The following is a 17,876-nucleotide window of genomic DNA, read 5'->3' as shown; positions in this document are numbered from 1 at the left end:
GTGGCGGTGGCCGGCTCGGACAACGCGACCCCCGGCCACGTGCGGGCGGGCTCGGGTCTTGCCGGCCCTGGGGAATGGTGGAGCGCCCGTGGGGACGGGCGCAACCTGGGCCGCACCGAACTGCCGGGCCGGTTCCGCGGCACACCCGTCGAACTGTGTCACCTCGACACCGGCGGGGAGGTGCGCTTCGCGCGGACCGTCCATGCCCGGGGCGCGGAGGCACTGCTCGTCCAGGCGGGCAGCACGCTCGCCGTGACCCGCTGGGACGGCACGCCGATCTGGCGCGCGGACACGCTCGGCGTCACCCGGGTCCTGCACGCCGGCCGGTTCGGGCGGCCCGAAGGCTGGCACACGCTGATCACGACCGACGAACGCACCGTGGTACTCCTCGACCTCGACACCGCCGAGCCGGTGTGGCAATGGTCGACCGAGGCGCGCGCCAACCTCGCCGGGCCGGGCGCGTCCAAGGTGTTCGGCTCCCCCGGATCGCTGCGCTGGGTGTGCTTCCCGACCTACTCGACGCGCGGCCGCTGCATGGAGTTCGCCGACCCGGCACACCCGCGCGTGGTCTGGGACGTCGACTTCGGGGACACCTACGACGCCGGGTTCGGCCCCACCGTCGTCGTCGCGGACGTGACCGGCACGGGCCGGGCCGAGATCCTGCTGTCCAGCCGGTGCGGCACCGGATACGCCAGCGCGGACACCGAAGCCCTCGTGCTGGGGCGCGAGGACGGGCGGCTGTACCAGGCGGTGCTCGACGCGGACACCGGTGCCGTGCGGCTCGCCACAACCTATCGACCCGACCCCGGCGACTACCCGTGCGCCCGCCCTTACGGACTGCTCCAGCCGGTACCGCTCGACGACAGCGGACGCCTCGGCGTCGCGCTGGTGAGCTGTCAGGTCGAGGAGTACGTGTCGGTGACCGGGCACTCGTCCGCCGGCCTGGGCCGCGCGTGGGGCCAGTTCGTGGAGAAGGACTGGCCCGAAGACCATCGCGAGCTGCGCCCGCAGATCACGTCGATCGCCGACGTGCGCGCGCCCGGGCGCCCCGACCTCGTCGTCGGCCTCTGGCAGGACGGCCGGTGGCAGACACTGATCCTCGACCTGCCGGGCGGCTCGGGCGGCGACGGCCTGGCCGAGCGGGCGGCCGCCACATTGCCGGGACGGTACTTCTGGGGATGCCACGACCTCAACGGCGACGGGCGCTACGAACTCGTGGTGAGCCGCGAGTCCGAACGCCGTCCGGGAGCCCGCACGGTGCTCGAGATCGTCGACGGTACGACCCTGGAGACGCTGGCGACGCTGGCCGACGCCGCGCTCGTCACCTCGTCCGACTCGGCGCTGCCCGAGCACGTCAACTTCAACGCCGACCGGCGCAGCGCGGTGGAGGTGCGTGACGGTTCGGGCGCGGCCGGCCTGCTCGTCCGGCGTGACGACGGCGTCCACGTCTGGAGCGGAAGGACGCTGCGGCCACTGGCGGGTCCACGCTACGCGCGGGCCGACTGGTACGGCGGCGAACTCATCCTGTCCACCGGGGACGGCCTGGTCAGCCGGTGCGGACCCGACCTGCTCCCGGCCGGCGAGCCGGTGACCGCCGCCGGCCGGTTCTGCCAGCCGCTGGTCTGGACGCGCGACCGCGGCCCGCAGGTGGTGACCGACCTGGCCGGCGGCGAGGTCACCGGTGGCACACCGGGGCACGGCGGACTCGACGACGCCTGGCGCGTGCCGGGCAACCTGCCGGCGCTGCATCGCGACGACAACGGCACCCACCGGCTCGTCGTGTCGGCGACGGGCGATCAGCACCTGGCGGTGGTCGTGCACCGCGAGCCGGGCGAGCCGCGCGCGACGGTGACGACCGTCCCGCTGCCCGCACCGCCCGCCCTGGCGCTGATGCCCTACGGACTCGCCTTCCGGCTGCTGGCCAACCTGCACACCGGCGTACACACGGCCGCGTTGACCGCGATCGGCGACGACGGTGGTCCACTGTGGAGCGACCCGCTGCACGGCGGGCATCCGAGCCGCCCCGGTCTCGTACCGCTGGGCGGGGACGCCTGGCTGATCGCCGCCGACGACCACGGCCGGCTGCGGCTGTACGACGAAACCGGCAGGATACGGGCGGAGAACGACTGGACCGCCGCGTACACGACCCCGCTCGCGATACCCGCACCGGATGGCGGCACCGCCGCCCTGCTGCGCGCGGACGGAATCCACGGCCTGGAACTGGTCGACCTCACCGGACAGACCGTGTGGCGCGTCAACACCGAGTTGTGGCGGTACTTCCCGGGCCGCTCCGCGCTGGCGCGCGCAGCGCAGGCAGGACAGTGGCTGCTCGGCGCGGTCGCCCGCGACGGCGAGTTCGTCGCGCTCGACGCCGCCACGGGCGAAGCACGCTGGCGCCTGGACACCGGCCCCACCATGCCTGAGCGCGCGGTCGCGGCCGGCGACGTGGACGGCGACGGGCGCGACGAGTTCCTGGTCGGCACCCGCGACGGCCGGCTGCTCTGCCTGCGCGACGGCGACGTCCTCTGGACGAAACGATTCCCGGCCGCGGTGACCAATCCGGTGCTGGCCGACGTCAACGGCGACGGGCTCGCCGAGATCCTGCTCGCCACGGCCGACGGGAAGCTGCGGATCCTGACCCCGGGCCTCGACGCAGGCGAATGATGGCGATCAGCGTCTTCGACCTGTTCTCGATCGGCATCGGGCCGTCGTCGTCACACACGGTCGGGCCCATGCGCGCCGCCCGCATCTTCGCGCTCGGCCTGCGGCAGGACGGCCTGGCCGACCGGGTTGCCCGGGTGCGGGCGGAGCTGTTCGGCTCGCTCGGTGCCACCGGACACGGCACAAGGAGACCGCCCGCGGTGGCCTCGCCGTCAACGTCATCGAATGCTGAGTCAACTCGCGGCGGCGAGCTGCGCGGACAGCAGCGCCGGGGCTTCCGCGAGTGACGGGCCGTACCAGGTCAGATGCCGACCGGAGACCAGCGCGGCAGGCACGCCGGGGAACGCCTCCGGACCGTCGTCGCGGGTGAACAGGTACGGCTCGTCCGGAAGCACGACCAGATCGAGGTCCCGGGCGCGGATCTCGTCGAGGCTGGGCCGCGGATAGCGATCGCCGCCGGCCTCGAAGGCGTTGACGACGCCGAGCCGGCGCAGGACGTCGCCCGCGAACGTGTCACCGCCGACGACGATCCACGGCCTGCGCCAGACCGGAATCGCCGCCGTGCGCAGCCGGTCCGGCCGCCGCACCGCGGCCCACGCCGCCTTCGCGGTGCGCAGCCAGGCCGGCTCCGGTCGCCCCAGGACCTCCACCAGCGTGGTCAGCTCGGCAAGCGCGCCGTCGACGGTCCTGGGAAAGGTCACGTGCAGCCGCACACCGGCGGCCCGCAGCGCATCGGCGTCGGCGCGCCGGTTCTCTTCCTCGTTGACCAGCACGAGGTCCGGTTCAAGACTGAGAACCTCGTCGATCCGAGGGTACTTGCTGCCGCCCACCCTAGGCACGTCGAGACCCGGCGGGTGCGAGCACCAGTCGGTCGCCCCGACGAGCATTTCAGGAGCGGTGTGCACAACCGCCTCGGTGAGCGACGGCACGAGCGAAACAATCCGCATGAGCCAAGATCTCACGAACGGCCGCCTTCGCGCCTCGAACAACGGTATGAGGCAGGTCCCCATTGGTCCGCCTACTGACCGCCTGATACACCCGCATTCCGCGCTTGAGCATCGATATAGTCCGCGTGTCTGGGGTCTGAGCTGGTGAAACGGCGATGGGCCCGGTGACGGGCGTGTCACTAGGCAGTGGGAAACGTGCTGGTCAGCGCGTTGTTGCTGGGGTGGCGTCGAAGACCCGGGGTGGTTCGGTGAGGCCGAGCGTGGTGAAGGCCTTCTTCTGGGCTGGGTTGAGTTCGGTGCGTTGGCGGAAGGTGCCGGCGGGGCCTTGGAAGGTGCCCAGGTGGATACGGTCGAGACTGGCCCGGATCGTCTTCCAGGTGTCGCCGGTGGTGGTCTCTGCGATGCGGATGAGTAGCAGGGCGAGCCAGCACAGCAGGACGTGGGCGCGGATACGGTCTTCGCGGCGGTGGTAGACCGGGCGCAGATCGATGATCTGTTTCATGTCCCGCCAGCCGCGTTCGACTTCCAGGAGTTGCTTGTAGCCCACCGCGATGTCCTCTGTGGACAGTTTGGGGTCTGAGCAGCGCAGCAGGTACTTGCCGTCGAGGTGTTCCTCGGCCTTGACTGCGGTCTGGTCGATGCGCAGTAGCCCGCCGGGGGTGAGGCGCAGGAACCTGTTCAGGCCGGGCTTGGTGGAGATCACTCCGCGCAGTTCGGCGCGTTTCGTGGCGCTGAGTTCGTCAGAGCCAGCGATCCGCTCGGTCAGCTGGGCGACCAGACGTTCACGTACGCTGCGGTCGCGTTCGGCGGCATCGGGGTTGAAGCAGATGACGAACCGGTCATCGGCCAGGTCGCCGAGTTTGACTTCCTTGACCTGCAGGTTGTCCGCGACGGTGGCGTAGCGGCCCTGACGGGAAAGCGCCGCGGTGGCCTCGGCCGAGCCGGAGCGCAGCTTCTCACCGAGGATGTAGTGCCCACCCGCGCGTTGCAGGTAGCGACGGTTCTCGGCCGAGGTGAACCCACGGTCGGCAACCCACACGACCCGGCCCAGGCACCATTCCCGCATATCGTGCTTGACCTGGCGGATCAACGCCGAATCGGCGGTCCCACCGGGCCAGACCCAGCACCGTACCGGGATCCCTTCCCGGGTCACGGCCATGCCGATCACGACCTGGGGCAGGTCATCGCGGTGGTCCTTGGACTTGCCGTAGGCACGGAACCCGACCTGCTTGACCGCCTGCGGGTCCTCGGGGTCCACGGCCCGGCCGCGTTCGTCGCGCCACAGCAGCTCGTCGGCCTCATCCAGCTCGAAATACGTCGATGTCGTATCGAAGAAGAGCAGGTCTACCTGAAGGTTGAGCAGGTCCGCGACCCGGTCGTAGACGCGCCGGGTCAGCTGCGGTTCGATCTCGATCAGCCGGTCCATCGCCCGGTAGCACACGTCGTCGCTCACCGCGGGCAGGCCACGGATGTGCACGTCATGGGTCACCCAGTCCGCGGCGGCGAGCTTGCTGGACGCCTTCAGCGCCCGGTTGGCCGTCAACGCGAACAGCACCCGCTCCAGATCAGCGTCCCCTGCCCGTCCCCGCGCCGCAGCGTCGGTCGCGGCGTCGATGCCCAACCGCTGCCACAACCCGTCCAGCAGCCACGCCCCACCCAACGGCCGGGACTCCACGAACGACAGCCCGGCCTCCGCCGTGGCGGCCAGGGCCTCACCCGGGTCCAGCAGCCGGGACAGGGCCGCGACCAGCCGCCGCACCCCATCACGGTCGAGCTGGTCCTCCCGGCCGAAGGAGTACAGCACCTTCGTCTTCGACGCCTTGGCGACCGGGTCCCACTCGTTGTGCGCCAACTGCAGGTAGCGGACCGTCTGCCCGTCACGAGTCCTGCGCGTCGATGCCCTCACATACACGAGGCGGAACCGTACACCACCTAGCCACAACGCGGGAATCCCAAGACAGCAAACGTTCTTGACCTCAAGGCGTGTCACTATGGCTTTTCGCTGATTCCACCAGGCCGCAACGCGCTGACCAGCCAGTCCACTACCGAACGCCGACCATATCGACGCTCAAGCGCGGAACGCAGGATACACATTGTGCCGTCGATCGCTTGCCGCCTTGCCGGGCCGGCCCCGTTCGCCACGCCTTGCGGCGGTCGGGTCCGGCGCCGTCGTCGGCGCGGAAGTACTCGCAGAACAGCAGGTTGTCGCGCCAATCGGGTCGCCCTGGAGTCGGTCCACCCACCGAACGCGGGCCGGCGGCCGTTCCATACCAGCAGCCACAACGACCAGCCCCCAACCTGGCTGGACTCATCGCCAGCCATCTACGTAACGAACCCGGGCTGTCGTACGCACATGCTGGAATTCGGAGAGGCTCCACCCGGACTGACAATCGAGGGCAAAGCGGTCCGCCGGCCAAGGCGTGGCAGTCGTGCCACGCCATCCGCCCAAGACCGCTTCCGCGGAGGGCGAGCGTGTCAACGCGATCATGTGACTGCCCGCAGCGCCGGAACTGCCACGGCCAAAGAATCAGAGCACAACGATTTGGTGATACCGTGCTTACCGTCAGCGGCGGGAGCGCGCTGACCGAGCAATGCAAGACTGGTGTGCAATGTACGTGACGAGGCGGCAAGTGACGTGTTCGCCGGGAGCCTATGCCCCTGTACGGGCGGGCTGAACCAAGTGAACGAAATCCGCACTGTTGATCTTTAGACGTCCAGATCAACGAGTGTGCTCCCCGCGCACGCGGGGGTGGTCCCGCGCCCGCCGCCGCGCACGCGCCACCGTCACCGTGCTCCCCGCGCACGCGGGGGTGGTCCGTTTGCCGGCCGCGACGCGGTGGAGGAATGGCTGTGCTCCCCGCGCACGCGGGGGTGGTCCCGCAGGGGAAACCGCTTTGGCAGGATTTTAATTGTGCTCCCCGCGCACGCGGGGGTGGTCCGCAGATCGGTGAGGTGCTGGGCATCTCGCGTCAGTGCTCCCCGCGCACGCGGGGGTGGTCCGACGTGGGCGGCGCTGTTCTCATGACCGACACCGTGCTCCCCGCGCACGCGGGGGTGGTCCGACGCACGGTCACCTGTCGGTGGTTGGCGACGCGTGCTCCCCGCGCACGCGGGGGTGGTCCACGGTTGCGCACACAATGAGAACCCCGTTAGGCGTGCTCCCCGCGCACGCGGGGGTGGTCCTCCGCAAAATGGATGCGAGAAAAACCCCCTAGCGTGCTCCCCGCGCACGCGGGGGTGGTCCGGCGGGGCCTCCGGCCTGGCGGTGGCATCGGCAGTGCTCCCCGCGCACGCGGGGGTGGTCCGACGTTCACGGCCGCCTGCCCGCCGGACGCGACGTGCTCCCCGCGCACGCGGGGGTGGTCCTTCTGCCTGAGGCGTTGGAAGCCGCGGCGGATAGTGCTCCCCGCGCACGCGGGGGTGGTCCCGTCGGCAACGAGATGTCCCGGGCTGACCTCAAGTGCTCCCCGCGCACGCGGGGGTGGTCCGAAGTCTTGACAGACCCCGGGGCCGTCAAGGATGTGCTCCCCGCGCACGCGGGGGTGGTCCGGCGCCGGCGGTCGCCGGGGTACGCCTCGCGCAGTGCTCCCCGCGCACGCGGGGGTGGTCCCGGGAACCCCGCCATCAACGCGATGGGCGCGCAGTGCTCCCCGCGCACGCGGGGGTGGTCCTGCATCTGACGCGTCCCCGGAAATCGCAGGCTGGTGCTCCCCGCGCACGCGGGGGTGGTCCGCATGGCGACGCACGACGGTTACCCCATCGGGTGTGCTCCCCGCGCACGCGGGGGTGGTCCCTACTGGTGTCGCTTGTCGGGTCGACAATCACCGTGCTCCCCGCGCACGCGGGGGTGGTCCCGTCTACAAGAACGCCAAGCACTGACAACCGTCGTGCTCCCCGCGCACGCGGGGGTGGTCCCGGCGCCTCCGGATCGGGTGCGGCCGGGGTCTCGTGCTCCCCGCGCACGCGGGGGTGGTCCCGGCTACCTCCCCACCGCGTCCGGCACGCGCTTGTGCTCCCCGCGCACGCGGGGGTGGTCCCTACGTCGCGCCGGCCAACGGCGACGACTTCGTGTGCTCCCCGCGCACGCGGGGGTGGTCCCGCGTCACTGTCGAGGTAGTACTCGATCTGCTTGTGCTCCCCGCGCACGCGGGGGTGGTCCTGAGCGGAGTGCACTAATGACGGTGGTGCAGGTGTGCTCCCCGCGCACGCGGGGGTGGTCCCTCCGCCGACTCGTTGTCACCGCGCCCGGCGACGTGCTCCCCGCGCACGCGGGGGTGGTCCTTCGCCGATGGGGTCGGCGGTTCCGGGTATATGGTGCTCCCCGCGCACGCGGGGGTGGTCCGCCCCGCTGACCGGCAAGGCCGCGGCGCGTAGGTGCTCCCCGCGCACGCGGGGGTGGTCCGAGGCCGCCGGCGGACCGCGGGTGCTTCCCGGCAGTGCTCCCCGCGCACGCGGGGGTGGTCCCAACACCGACCTCTACGCGGTGACGTTCGGGCTGTGCTCCCCGCGCACGCGGGGGTGGTCCCCTCAGGCGCTACTCGTGGTTGCTGGATCAGATGTGCTCCCCGCGCACGCGGGGGTGGTCCCGGAGGCCCGCGGCCAGGCGTTGCGATGTGGCTCGTGCTCCCCGCGCACGCGGGGGTGGTCCGGTTGCCCACCGCAGGATCACGCGCTCCCCGTAGTGCTCCCCGCGCACGCGGGGGTGGTCCCTTTGGATACCGGGGAGCATTCGAAGAAGACAGCGTGCTCCCCGCGCACGCGGGGGTGGTCCCTCTGGCACCGGCCCGACAAGGGCCGATGGATGCGTGCTCCCCGCGCACGCGGGGGTGGTCCGGGAATCGCGTCGGCCGCGATGTGGCTGTGGAGGTGCTCCCCGCGCACGCGGGGGTGGTCCAGCCTGATGACCGCTTTGCGCACCTGACCCACTGTGTGCTCCCCGCGCACGCGGGGGTGGTCCCAGCAGCCCAGCCCGAGCCCCGCTCGCCGGGCCGTGCTCCCCGCGCACGCGGGGGTGGTCCGGCTCATGGCGACCGTTCGGGTTCAACAAGGACGTGCTCCCCGCGCACGCGGGGGTGGTCCCATCGAGGCGAGCCACTCCAGGCCCCGCCCGGCCGTGCTCCCCGCGCACGCGGGGGTGGTCCCTAACCCCATGGTCGACGTACACGCTGACGATCGTGCTCCCCGCGCACGCGGGGGTGGTCCCGCCATGGCCTGGCGGAGTTCGTTGGCGCTGTAGTGCTCCCCGCGCACGCGGGGGTGGTCCCACGAGCTTTACAATCGGGAAAACGCCGGAGAGGTGCTCCCCGCGCACGCGGGGGTGGTCCCTCGCCGACATCAGGACGCTCGTCGCAGAGGGAGTGCTCCCCGCGCACGCGGGGGTGGTCCGTAGTAGCCGCCGTACTTGTAGGTCATGGCCAGGTGCTCCCCGCGCACGCGGGGGTGGTCCCGCCTTGCTCGATTTCCGATGGCGGGTCCGTGGGTGCTCCCCGCGCACGCGGGGGTGGTCCCGCTCGGTACATGACCTGACCGCCCCCTTACACGTGCTCCCCGCGCACGCGGGGGTGGTCCCGGTGGTTGCCTTGACCATCAGGCCGACCCAATGTGCTCCCCGCGCACGCGGGGGTGGTCCGGCTCTCAAGAAGGCCATCCGGGAAGTGGAGGGGTGCTCCCCGCGCACGCGGGGGTGGTCCATCCTGGGTTGCGGCCAAATCCAGGCCGGCAACGTGCTCCCCGCGCACGCGGGGGTGGTCCCGCTTTCATCGCAGGCCCGGAACCGGAGGCGAGGTGCTCCCCGCGCACGCGGGGGTGGTCCCCCCGCCTCGGTGATGATGAGGGGCTGCTCGTCGTGCTCCCCGCGCACGCGGGGGTGGTCCCACGCTGCGGGCGAAGGCGGACCAGGAGTACGGGTGCTCCCCGCGCACGCGGGGGTGGTCCGATCTTTGGCCCTGTCTGTTGCCGTCTGCCTTTGTGCTCCCCGCGCACGCGGGGGTGGTCCCGTCACCGCGCCCCCGACGACCAAGCCACCGGCGTGCTCCCCGCGCACGCGGGGGTGGTCCAGGAACGGGGCGCGTGGGATCTGGCCCTGGACGGTGCTCCCCGCGCACGCGGGGGTGGTCCGTTCTTCGCGGGCGTCACGGTCGTTGCGGTCGTGTGCTCCCCGCGCACGCGGGGGTGGTCCCCCGCCGCCTTGCCACCAGCATCGGGCTCCAACGTGCTCCCCGCGCACGCGGGGGTGGTCCTTCGGCAAGCAAGCGGAAGGCGTGGCACAAGCAGTGCTCCCCGCGCACGCGGGGGTGGTCCCGCCGGTAACGCCCCTGCGGGGTTGCGGCTACGGTGCTCCCCGCGCACGCGGGGGTGGTCCAAGCCCATTTCGGGTATAGATGATCTCTTTACCGTGCTCCCCGCGCACGCGGGGGTGGTCCGTCCACGCCGGGGATCTTGTTGGCCGCGCCGATGTGCTCCCCGCGCACGCGGGGGTGGTCCGGATCTGAGGGGCTTCACGGAGCAACTGCAGCAGTGCTCCCCGCGCACGCGGGGGTGGTCCGGCCAATGGCGACCCCGGCGAGCGCTACACCCGGTGCTCCCCGCGCACGCGGGGGTGGTCCGGGCTGGACGCGCCGTACGGCCAGGCCGCAGGCGTGCTCCCCGCGCACGCGGGGGTGGTCCGATCCGCCCGGATGTGCCGGTGTCGTGGACGGCGTGCTCCCCGCGCACGCGGGGGTGGTCCGCTAACGCCGTCCGCGTCGACCTGGACGACGCCGTGCTCCCCGCGCACGCGGGGGTGGTCCGGGGGTGGCGGTCGCGGACTCCCCGGCGGCCGCGTGCTCCCCGCGCACGCGGGGGCGGTCCCGAAAGCGCGTCGGGACCGCACTTCCCGCAGTGGTGCTCCCCGCGCACGCGGGGGTGGTCCCCGAACAGCAGCGCCGACACCAGCAGACACGACGTGCTCCCCGCGCACGCGGGGGTGGTCCGGGTGGGCGGGGGTGGTCCGCGTAGGACGCCGTCGGTGGGGTCGGGTTCGGCGTGCTCCCCGCGCACGCGGGGTGGTCCTGACACGCCGGAGGTCTATAGGAACGGCACGCTGTGCTCCCCGCGCACGCGGGGGTGGTCCGGCCGAGCCGAAGGTCCGCGGCATGACCCTCTGGTGCTCCCCGCGCACGCGGGGATGGTCCCGTGCGCACCGGGCGACCCGTCACCGGCAGCCGGCGCTCCCCGCGCACGCGGGGATGGTCCGCGTCGTAAGCGCCCCGGGCCTCTGAGTCCCCCGCGCTCCCCGCGCACGCGGGGATGGTCCTCGCGTTGCGCAGCTGCTCCAGCACCCAATCGGGCGCTCCCCGCGCACGCGGGGATGGTCCACAATGGGGGGAGGACAGGGCTTTGACAGATCCGCGCTCCCCGCGCACGCGGGGATGGTCCCGCGACGACCGACGCCAGCTGCGGCCGGCGGTGGCGCTCCCCGCGCACGCGGGGATGGTCCCGGGCGGCGTGGCGTCGGGCGTGGAGCGGCTCGCGCGCTCCCCGCGCACGCGGGGATGGTCCGGGCTACAACACCGAGTCGGTCGGTGTCTGCCAGCGCTCCCCGCGCACGCGGGGATGGTCCGGTCGAGGCCATCACCAGCTTGGAGAAGACGATGCGCTCCCCGCGCACGCGGGGATGGTCCAGAGCATCTCCGCGGGCGGGTCGTCGTGCTCGAGCGCTCCCCGCGCACGCGGGGATGGTCCGATGCAGGCGTCGGACGGGATCGAGACGCAGATGGCGCTCCCCGCGCACGCGGGGATGGTCCTCGTCGAGCAGCCCGCCGGCGTGACCAAGTCCAGCGCTCCCCGCGCACGCGGGGATGGTCCGGTGGTCCGGATGATCCGCGAGGGTGCGTCCGCGCGCTCCCCGCGCACGCGGGGATCGTCCTCGTCAGCGTTGAAGTGCAGCCGCACGCGAGCAGCGCTCCCCGCGCACGCGGGGATGGTCCGCTTCCGCCACGCGAACGTGCACCGGTCGTGCGGCGCTCCCCGCGCACGCGGGGATGGTCCTGACTCGGCGTCACCGTGGCAGTTCTTCGGATGGCGCTCCCCGCGCACGCGGGGATGGTCCCTTCGCCGACAGGGTCTTGACCACCTGTGACGGGCGCTCCCCGCGCACGCGGGGATGGTCCCCTGGTGCAGTCGACGACGGACCTGACAACGCAGCGCTCCCCGCGCACGCGGGGATGGTCCGGGAGGCGGGAAGTCATGAACAGGGGACTTGCGGCGCTCCCCGCGCACGCGGGGATGGTCCCCGCACGGATTCGGGGTCGACGCCGCCGACGCCGCGCTCCCCGCGCACGCGGGGATGGTCCCGCGCCCTTGAGGATCACGTCCCGGCCCAGGTCGTGCTCCCCGCGCACGCGGGGATGGTCCGGGGCCGGGCGACAACGCCGAGTGGGAGGGCGGGTGCTCCCCGCGCACGCGGGGATGGTCCCTGCCTGCACGCCCGACGCCCCGCGGCGCCGGGGTGCTCCCCGCGCACGCGGGGATGGTCCGGCCACCGAGGGCGCCACCTACTCGGCGCCGCGGTGCTCCCCGCGCACGCGGGGATGGTCCGGCCAGGCGCGTAGCCGTCGTGAACGACGTGGTGTGCTCCCCGCGCACGCGGGGATGGTCCCGGTAACACGTCGCGTGAACGACCGAAGAAACCGTGCTCCCCGCGCACGCGGGGATGGTCCGCAGGCCGCGTCCCAGCGCAAGGCGTTGGGTGAGTGCTCCCCGCGCACGCGGGGATGGTCCGCCGCCGACGTACAAGCCTCCGAGCACGAGCGCGTGCTCCCCGCGCACGCGGGGATGGTCCCCGTGGCTGACGTGGGTGACGCTCGCCGCCTACGTGCTCTCCGCGCACGCGGGGATGGTCCGGTGTTGGTGTGGGCCAGGCGACGGGCCGGAAGTGCTCCCCGCGCACGGGGGGATGGTCCCCGCCAGCTCAGGCCCAGCGCATCGGAGCTGATGTGCTCCCCGCGCACGCGGGGATGATCCTGGTGTCAGCGCCGGATCGGCGCCGAGCATTCCGTGCTCCCCGCGCACGCGGGGATGGTCCGCCCGGTGACGAAGTCTCCGTGCAGGTCCACACGTGCTCCCCGCGCACGCGGGGATGGTCCCATCGCCGGAACCACGGTCCAGCAGGGCTCGCTGTGCTCCCCGCGCACGCGGGATGGTCCCGGCATTGCTTGCCCATCCGCACCGCAAGCGTCGTGCTCCCCGCGCACGCGGGGATGGTCCGAGGCGCGACGCCGGACGTGGGTTCGGCTCACCGTGCTCCCCGCGCACGTGGGATGGTCCCAGCCCGAGCAGGCCGTTCGATCGGCTGGACAGGTGCTCCCCGCGCACGCGGGGGTGGTCCGGGAATCCAGGGCAAGATCGCCGAGGAGCTCGGGTGCTCCCCGCACACGCGGGGGTGGTCCCGTGATCACCTCGACGGTCTCGCCGAGGATCGTCGTGCTCCCCCGCGCACGCGGGGGTGGTCCCAGTTCAGGTACCCGGTCGGGGGTCAGGTCCAGGTGCTCCCCGTGTAACGCGGGGATGATCCGAGATCGGCTTGAAGCTCATCCACGATGGGCCGGTGGTCCCCGCGCATGCTGGGATGGTCCGGCGGCGGTCTTGGCGCTGTCGTGGTTGCTGGCGTGCTCCCCGCACACGCGGGGGTGGTCCGACCCGCGATCAGGTGACCCGCATCCACCATGCGCGCTCCCCGCGCACGCGGGGGTGATCCGGGGCGTTGAACGTAATGACAGATTTCGCTACCTGCTGAACATCATGAGTCTGGGGCAACGTCGCTCGGCTCAGGCGGTCTGGTCGGTGCGGACTGCGAGCGTGCCCGAGGCGAGGCCCTCGCTGATCTCGCGGGCGAGTGCTGTTCCTGCCGTTGCGGCGCGCTCAAGCCCTGTGCGGAATTCGGTGAGCCGGCGGAATGCTTGCCCGTACACTCGCTGATCCTGCAGCGTCAGCACTGGGATGGTGAGGCGCCTGAGCTCGATTCGTAGGGTGCCGCTGCTGGTGCTGGACGGCCGCCCGGCGACGCGGAGGTTGTCGGTGCGGGAGAGGACTCCGGCGACGAACCATGGATCGAACCGGGCCGGATCGACCCGCAGCAATTGTACGCCCGGTCCGATTTGAGCGCCGACCTGTTCGGGGTTTGCCACTCGGGCGACGAGCTCGCGGCCGGTGACGGGGATGAGGAGGTCGCCGGGGCGTACCCGTGGTGTGTTGTCGTCTTCCGCGGTGCTGGTGGCTGTGCCTGTCGGCGGTCCGCCGGAGAGGATGTCGGCGGAGGTCAGCACGGTGTTGTCGGTGGTGCTGTCGATCGGTCGGGTACGGGTGGTTGTGCGCAGTATCGACATGCTGCCCGAGCGGACCAGGTCGGCGAGGCTGGCCTGTGGCGCGGTCGCCAGGGGCGTCGCTTTCGCCGGTCGTACCTCGGGTAGCCCGTCTCGCAGTTCGGTGAGCAGTTGGCCGAGGTCGCTGATGCCGGCCATCGTGCGGGCCGGGTCGGCGATCAGCTCGCCGGCTGGTGGCAGGTAGCGCTGGGGGGTCAGGTCTACCTGGTCGTCGAGTACTTCGATGGCGGGGACGGCGCGTTGGAGGCCCGGTACGTCGGTGTGCTGGCCGGACCGGTAGTCGCGCCACGCCGTTTCGACCAGCTCGGTGAGCGGTTGCCTGCTTGCGGCGGCGTTGATGAACAGGAGCCGATCCACGGGTGGTTGGTGTTCGTCGGGCTGGGTGAGCGCCCAGATGTGCAGGCCGATGCCGGCCGGTGGCATGAGCCCGGCGGGCAGTGCGACGACGGCGCGTAGCGCGCCACGGCGGACCAGTTCGGCCCGGATTCGCCGGCCGGCTGGGCGCAGCGCTGCGGCTGGAGGCATCAGGACGACGGCGGTGCCGCCGGGAGAGAGGTGGGCCAGGGCGTGCTGTACCCAGGCCAGCTCCGGTTCGGTGCGTGGGGGCATGCCGTACACCCAGCGGGGGTCGTAGGCGAGTTGGTCGTGGCCCCAGTCGTGGATGCCGAACGGGAAGTTCGCCACTACGGCATCCGCCCTCACGTCGGTGAAGGCATCGGCGAGCAGGCTGTCGCCGATGTGCAGCACGGGCGGCGCCGACGGCGCTCCATCCTGCTGTGCGCGCCGGTTGACGAACCACAGCCGCAGCAGGGCGATCAGCGCGTACTGCGGCTTGATCTCCTGGGCGAAGCAGTCGATCGCGGTTCCGCCGCGCAGCGCCCGGTCGGCGGCCATGCGCAGGATCGATCCGGTACCGCAGGTGAAGTCCAGGATGCGTGCACCGTGGCCGGCGATGGTCAGCATCACGTCGGCAACCGTGTCCGGGGTGCTGGCCAGGCCGGACATCGACTGGGCCGATGCCACGTACTGGCTGTGCAGGTACTCGAAGGCGGTCTCCGGGTCCTGTTCCTGGCCCAGTTGGTCGACGGTGCGCAGCACGGTGGTCAGCTGCGGCCCCCATCGGTCCGGAAGTACGCCGCCGACCAGGGTGGCGAGCCCGCGATCGACCGCGCGCAGCTGGTTCAGGAGTTGTCTCGGGGTGACCAGGCCGGTGCCGGGGGTGGTCTGAGCGGATCGGGCGAGCAGGTAGGCACCCGCGATACCCAGGGCGTCACCGATCTGCGCCGCGGGCTGGTAGCTCTCCAGGTACCGCCAGGCCCATTGCTCGGTGCCGGCCTGATGCAGCTTGCCCTGGCGGCGCAGCCACTGCTCGACCTCGCGTGCATTGAAGCTGGGGCTGGTCGGGGTGCCGCCGACCGGGGCAGGGAAGTCCGCGTACCGGCGGCGCCAGTTGCTCACCGCGGCCCGGCCGACGTTGGCCAGGCGCGCGATGCCGCTGGCGGTGAGGGTGGCGTCCCCGATGACCGTGTCCTGCTCGCTTGTCACACGTGAACGTTACCACTCAAGTGGGAGGCTGTGACTAGTGTTCACAGGAGCCTGGTGCTACGATCGCCCGGTACACACATCGGGAGGGGTCATGGCGCGGCGTGGGCACAGCACCACCATCGGGAAGTTCGCCAAGCTTCATCACGACCGCCGGGTCTCCGAGATCCGCGTCCTCGGCGAGTTGCTGCGCCGCGAGCGCCGAGCGGTGCCGATCGGGCCGCCGGCCCGTGACGTGTGGCCCGACCGGCCTGACCCGTCCCACCCCGACGACTGAAGGAGGACCATGAACACGGTTGTTCGTATCCGCCCTGCCGGCTGCCGCGGCACCGTCCTTCGAACCGGTGGAGTATCTCGTTGACGGCGTTCGCCGATACGATCGCCGCGCCCGCGACGCGGTGGCGTACCAGCAGGTTCGTCTCGACCCGGTGCTGGGCAGCGCCATCGCGGACGCATATGTGAGGGCGCCGAGCCGGGACGAGCGGGCCTTCGCCGCGTACGCCGCGTTCAGCGCGCAGACCGTGCGGCAGTACCAGTTTCTGATCGGCCGGGTGGAGTTCGGCGGGCTGGGCGTCGCGGTACGGATCGTCGACGACGACCCGTACCCGGATGTCGAGACGATGGTCAAGGACGTACGCCATCGCCGGCTGCGGGTGTTCGCCAGCGCGGCCACCGGCAACCCGCACCCGTACCTGAGCGACGGCGAGAACGACATGCTCCGCGCGGTGCACGACACCTTCGGCCACGCGGCCAGCGGGCGTGGCTTCGATCCGCATGGTGAGGAGGCGGCCTGGTTGAAGCACAGCGCGATGTACTCGCCGCTGGCGCGCCGTGCGCTGGCCACGGAGATTCGCGGCCAGACCTGTGCGCGGGTGTTCCACTACGGCGGCAAAGGGTTTCCGGAGCAGAAGGCGGTGCTGCTACCGCGACGGTTCAGCGATCCGCAGTCGGTGCGCGTCGGGTAGCGGCACGCACCTGCGCGATTTCCTGCCGCAGTTCCAGCACCGCCGGGTGCTCGGGACCGTCCGTCCGGACCCGCTCCTGCAGCAGGACGTCGAGTTGACGCAGCGCCCGGTCGTGCTCGCCGAGCGGCACGTGTGCTCGGGCGGCGAGCAGCCGCCACTCGTACACCCGTGGATGGGCAGGACCGTGCCGTTGCTCGTGCTGGTCGGCGAGTTGCCGCCAGCGCCGGGCGGCGGCCCGGAACTCGCCGGCCGCGAACAGCCGTTCCGCCTCCGAGGCGGCGCCGTCCGGGTCTTGGTCGGTGTGGGCTTTCCGGTGCGGTGCCGCCAGGCTGTGCCGCACCGGCAGCCGTCCGACGACGGCGGCGTAGCACCGCACGGCGTCGACGCCTTCGTTGACCACGCCAGGGATCGGCGGCAGGTCCCCGGCGAGCGGGGCCAGCGCGTCATACACCTCGACCGCGCTGGCCGGCCGATCTTCCGGGCGCTCCGCCAGCAGTGCGTGCACCAGATCGTCGAGCGCTTCCGGCGTCTCCGGGCGCGTCTGGGAAGGGTGCGGTGGCGGGTCGTTCAGCTGGTGCCGCAGGGTGGTCACGGTGGTGACGCCGTCGAACGGCGGCTCGGCGGTGAGCAGGTGGAACAACGTGCCACCCAGACCGTAGAGGTCGGTGCGGTGATCGACGGGGTCGCCGTGTATCTGCTCGGGCGCCATGTACCCGACCGTTCCCGGCCGCTGGTCGCTCCGGGTGATCCGGGAGTAACGCTCGTCGTCGCGCATCACGGCTAGGCCGAAGTCAAGCACCTTCACCGCGCCGCTCGGCTCCAGCATCACGTTGCTCGGTTTGAGGTCCCGGTGCACCAAGCCGATGTCGTGGGCGGCGATGAGCACGCTGCTGACCTGTGCCCCGATGGCGGCCACCCAGGTGATCGGCAGCGTGCCCTGCTCGGCGGTCAGGTCCTCCAGAGTGAGTCCGTCGATCTTCTGGAGCACGAGGTATGGGCGTCCACCGTGGTCACCGAGGTCGAAGACGACCGGTACGCCGGGATGGTCCAACCGTGCGGTCAGCAGTGCCTCCCGACGGAACCGGCGCACCAGGTCCGCGTCCATCACCGCGGAATTGATCGACTTGACGATCACGTCGCGGTCGAGCAGCGTGTCCCGGGCCGGCCAGACCTCGCCCATTCCGTTGTGGGCCAGCGGGAGGCGCCCCACTGCGTACCGATCCTTGAGGCGCGCGTCCGCCATCACGACAGCCAGTCTAGTCGGCCCTGCCCCGGTGGATTACCTGCGGTGAGCCGTTCGGCCGATCGCCCGTCCTCCGTTTTTCGTGAACTGGATCCATAATGCATTTGCTTGAAGTCAGTATTCACAATAATCTGATGCCAGCCGATGGGTCGCCGTG

Annotated in this window: 7 protein-coding genes, 1 pseudogene and 1 CRISPR repeat array; of the genes and pseudogenes, 4 read left to right on the top strand and 4 right to left on the bottom strand. The window is 71.7% G+C overall.

The features are described from left to right. Window positions 1-6: 6 nt before the first annotated feature. Window positions 7-2,664, top strand: coding sequence for a PQQ-binding-like beta-propeller repeat protein (locus ACGFI8_RS41425; RefSeq protein WP_392813129.1), 2,658 nt, complete (start codon window positions 7-9; stop codon window positions 2,662-2,664). Then, window positions 2,664-2,930, top strand: a pseudogene (locus ACGFI8_RS41420) (serine dehydratase beta chain); the annotation flags it as partial. The gene ACGFI8_RS41425 and the pseudogene ACGFI8_RS41420, both read left to right, overlap by 1 nt. Here ACGFI8_RS41420 and ACGFI8_RS41415 read toward each other — a convergent pair. From ACGFI8_RS41415 to ACGFI8_RS41405, 3 genes are all read right to left on the bottom strand, one after another. Beyond that, window positions 2,895-3,608 (bottom strand): helical backbone metal receptor, encoded by a 714-nt coding sequence (locus ACGFI8_RS41415; protein ID WP_392813127.1) that lies wholly within the window; start codon window positions 3,606-3,608, stop codon window positions 2,895-2,897. The pseudogene ACGFI8_RS41420 and the gene ACGFI8_RS41415 sit on opposite strands and share 36 nt — an antisense overlap. A 202-nt stretch (window positions 3,609-3,810) precedes the next feature. Beyond that, window positions 3,811-5,520: an IS1634 family transposase gene (locus tag ACGFI8_RS41410; protein WP_392813126.1), complete on the bottom strand. Its 1,710-nt coding sequence runs from the start codon at window positions 5,518-5,520 to the stop codon at window positions 3,811-3,813. A gap of 816 nt (window positions 5,521-6,336) precedes the next feature. Further along, window positions 6,337-13,345: a CRISPR direct-repeat array (repeat unit 28 nt; unit sequence GTGCTCCCCGCGCACGCGGGGGTGGTCC). Between the two features lie 69 nt (window positions 13,346-13,414). Beyond that, window positions 13,415-15,514, bottom strand: coding sequence for a class I SAM-dependent DNA methyltransferase (locus tag ACGFI8_RS41405; protein WP_392813124.1), 2,100 nt, complete (start codon window positions 15,512-15,514; stop codon window positions 13,415-13,417). A 91-nt stretch (window positions 15,515-15,605) separates the two neighbouring features. Here ACGFI8_RS41405 and ACGFI8_RS41400 point away from each other — a divergent pair, with 91 nt between their 5' ends. Then, window positions 15,606-15,788 carry a hypothetical protein gene (locus ACGFI8_RS41400; RefSeq protein WP_392813123.1) on the top strand — a complete coding sequence of 61 codons (183 nt, stop codon included), beginning with the start codon at window positions 15,606-15,608 and terminating at the stop codon, window positions 15,786-15,788. A 67-nt stretch (window positions 15,789-15,855) separates the two neighbouring features. Beyond that, window positions 15,856-16,476: a hypothetical protein gene (locus tag ACGFI8_RS41395; RefSeq protein ID WP_392813122.1), complete on the top strand. Its 621-nt coding sequence runs from the start codon at window positions 15,856-15,858 to the stop codon at window positions 16,474-16,476. Here ACGFI8_RS41395 and ACGFI8_RS41390 read toward each other — a convergent pair. After that, window positions 16,445-17,719: a protein kinase gene (locus tag ACGFI8_RS41390; RefSeq protein WP_392813176.1), complete on the bottom strand. Its 1,275-nt coding sequence runs from the start codon at window positions 17,717-17,719 to the stop codon at window positions 16,445-16,447. The two genes, ACGFI8_RS41395 and ACGFI8_RS41390, sit on opposite strands and share 32 nt — an antisense overlap. Window positions 17,720-17,876 lie beyond the last annotated feature (157 nt).

Origin of the sequence: Dactylosporangium sp. NPDC048998, from assembly GCF_043197855.1 — a bacterium.
In the GTDB taxonomy this organism is placed as follows: Bacteria; Actinomycetota; Actinomycetes; order Mycobacteriales; family Micromonosporaceae; genus Dactylosporangium.
This window is presented reverse-complemented; position numbering and strand designations above follow the sequence as displayed.